The sequence below is a fragment of the Clostridium sp. 1001270J_160509_D11 genome (genome assembly GCF_015667935.1).
In the GTDB taxonomy this organism is placed as follows: domain Bacteria; phylum Bacillota; class Clostridia; order Peptostreptococcales; family Peptostreptococcaceae; genus Intestinibacter.
Genome location: NZ_JADPET010000210.1, coordinates 1 through 3,158, shown reverse-complemented (window position 1 = coordinate 3,158; position 3,158 = coordinate 1). Strand labels below are relative to the sequence as shown.

The 3,158-nt window shown below is 30.9% G+C and carries 3 protein-coding genes; all 3 read right to left on the bottom strand.

What is annotated here, in order from left to right:
* Positions 1-259 precede the first annotated feature (259 nt).
* Positions 260-1,129, bottom strand: a complete 870-nt coding sequence (locus I4U58_RS13230; protein ID WP_195931807.1) for a kinase — start codon at positions 1,127-1,129, stop codon at positions 260-262.
* Between the two features lie 161 nt (positions 1,130-1,290).
* On the bottom strand, positions 1,291-2,022 hold the full coding sequence (locus tag I4U58_RS13225) for a DUF554 domain-containing protein (protein ID WP_195931806.1): 732 nt from the start codon (positions 2,020-2,022) through the stop codon (positions 1,291-1,293).
* A 64-nt stretch (positions 2,023-2,086) separates the two neighbouring features.
* A complete protein-coding gene (locus I4U58_RS13220; RefSeq protein WP_347708187.1) occupies positions 2,087-3,079 on the bottom strand; it encodes an SIR2 family protein in 993 nt (330 codons plus the stop codon).
* Positions 3,080-3,158 lie beyond the last annotated feature (79 nt).

Below are 3,158 nucleotides of genomic sequence, written 5' to 3'. Positions count from 1 at the left end.
GTATAAATTCAGTTGAAAATGTGTTTTTTTTGGGAAATTGGAAATAAATACTGTGTTTTGTATTATGTTATTTTAATAACATAATTCGCTTCGCTCATGGCGCAGGCGACTTTGTCCGTTGCTTAAAATTCACTGCGCTCATGCGCGGGCGAATCAAAGATTCCGTTGCTTAAGATTCACTTCGTTCATGCGCCAACGAATCAAAGATTCCGTTGCTTAAAATTCACTTCGCTAAAAAAAAGCTAGCCTAAGCTAGCTTTTAAACGTTTTCAAATGTGTAAATCGCATCTATTCTAGTTAAATAGAGTGTTCCATTGTCACACCCTATATATTTAGCGTATTTTTGAAGTTTTTCTTTTGAAAGCTCTAAATCTCTGGAGTCATTATCAATAAGTTCTTGTACATACATATCCATCAGATATTCTTTATATGGTCTTATATCGTATCCTAGGTATTTTGTAAGTCTTTCTATTTCTCCTCCAAAATCTCCATCTTCTTTTACTAAATACTCATAGACTTCTTTTCTATAAGGATTTGCCATGATTATCTTTTGGACTATTTTGGCGCTGTCTGGTTTGCTTATAAATCCGTCTTTATAGTTGTTAAATAGCGCATTTGCTTGTTTTATAGACTCTCCATCTATATATGATTCCACATCTTTTACTCCATATTCTAAAAGTGCATCTATGACAGCCATGTGTATATTAAAGCAATCTCTATACAAGCTTCTCGATAATTTATCTACTAATGGCTTTATATCAAATAATTTAGACACATTTCTTTTATCTTTTAAAGAACTCTTTTCTTTTATAGCATTATTATATATTAGCTTAAAGTCGAAATATTTTTCGCAGTATTTCTCTTTAAAAATATTAAAATCAACGACAATTACATTGTAACTGACTAAAATCTCTACACCTTTTTTTACTGCATCGTCTATTAAATTTTCGGCAAATACTAAGTATTTATCGTTAAGTCGTCTAAGTGTAGTCAAATTTTCACTGCAGTACTTTTTAAATTCTTCACTCGCATCTTGGGCATATTCTAAAAATGTTTTTCGTATAGTATTGTAGTTATCTCTTTTTTCGTCGAACTTTACCATTGCTCCGTTTATATCAAACACGATCATAGCAATAACCTCCTTGTAAAAATGTTTACAATTTTTTCTCACTATTACTATATTTGATTTTATAACTAATTTTCCTTTCAAATACAAAATTTGTCTAAAACTTTTAATGGTTGTTGACTAAATTCTACACAAAATCCTATTTTTCTACTACAGTATAAATTCTATATTACTCTCAATAGACCAAATATTATCGGCACAAACATTGCTGGAAGTAGGTTTGCAACTTTTATATCTTGTTTTAATAGCATGTTTATACCAAGTGCCAATATAAGCAAGCTCCCAACAGCATTCATCTCTGTTATTACAGCAGTTGACAATATTCCCTTTAGTAAAAATGCCCCACTTGCTATAATCCCTTCGTATATAAAAACTGCTATCCCCGATAAAAGTACACCTATCCCCATAGTTAGTGAGAATAAAAACGCAGAAACACCATCTAAAGCTGATTTTGCAAATAATGTGTCGTTATTTCCAAACAGTCCACTGTTTAATGAACCGACTACTGCCATAGCCCCCACACAAAACAGTAAACTAGCAGATACAAATCCTTGTGATATCGACACCATCTCGCTCGAATCATCTTTTTTGTCTTTATTTAATTTAGTTTCTATCTTATCTCCAAGTCCATTAAGACCCTTATCTATATCAATTAGCTCCCCTATAAGCCCTCCTACAACCATAGACACTATACATATTAGGACGTGCTTACATTCTAGTGCACCGCTTATTCCCATATATATTATGCAAAGTGCCAACCCAGACATTATAGTATCGCTTATTTTTTCGACCCTATTATTTTTGTCAAGTTTTACTATTAATCTTTTTAATAATAATGCGGCCAAACTCGCCATAACTATTGTAACGCTATTTATTATAACCCCTAATCCAAACATATTATTTCACCCTAATATCCATTACTTTGTTAATAATTTGTTTATTATTTCTTATTAAATCTAATTATTTTGCCAAATCTATTATTTTTTTGGGATTGTCTGCAAACTCTTCAAATGAATATGTCGTATAAATTACATCTTTACCTAAGAATCTTTTATATCTATTTTTTTCTTTTTCTCTTATGGATCTTCTCTTTTTGCTGTGATTATTTACTACGATTACTTTTAGATTGTCTTTTTTTCTGCTCGTCTGAACTCTTTTTAATAGATATTTTATGTGCATATCCGCCTCTGGAAATGAATAACCACAAAATACAATGACGTCGCTATCTCTAATAGCCATTTCTGATTTGTTCCAAACTGTGCTTAAAAATACGTTTGACATATTTTTAAAATAAGTCGGCGGTACGATTATTGGGACGGTTACCTCTCCACAATTTAGGCATTTCGCTTGATTTATATTTTCAATTATTCTCATTACTCCACCTTCAAATGGCGTAATCGTGATACTATTACATATTGGACAGTAAAGCCAATTTAGAGAGCCATGGATTTTATATAAGTTTACCATTGGATCTTTTGGTCTTTGCCATGAGTTTGTATCTATTTTGAAATTTGAAAAATCAATGCCGTAATTTAGCATAACAGGAAACTTATTTTCATCATATAAATTTGCTATTGCATTATCTATATGTATATCGTAATTTACACTTATAAATGTAGTGTCTTTTAATAAATCTTCTTTTATTAAGTTTTCAAGAAGAAGTTGGTGATAACTATTACTTCCTCTTGTGGCATTGTTAAGAGCTGATGCAGTAAGCATTATCAAAGACTGTCTTATATACGATATACTCGTATTTTCGTCCGTATAGCTTTCTGATTTATAATTTTTAAATGCCTCTCCCCTTTGTTCTGCCAAGTCGAGTATTCCCAATACCTCTTCAAATGTTGGAAAATTTATATTTTCTGCATCATTATTTTCTACATCAATAAAAAACAAGTCTTTAAAAAATTTTACTAATTCCCTATTCATCTTTTTATTTTTATTTTCTGGCAATATTGACCTATAAATTTAAATCCAGTAAGCACGTTTATAACATCTAAGTTATTTGCTTTTGCTATATCTGCACCAAATT

What these genes read in the sequence shown, in the direction of transcription:
- I4U58_RS13225 (WP_195931806.1), bottom strand. Translation starts at nt 2,022, where the DNA reads ATGTTTGGATTAGGGGTTATAATAAATAGCGTTACAATAGTTATGGCG.
- I4U58_RS13230 (WP_195931807.1), bottom strand. Translation starts at nt 1,129, where the DNA reads ATGATCGTGTTTGATATAAACGGAGCAATGGTAAAGTTCGACGAAAAA.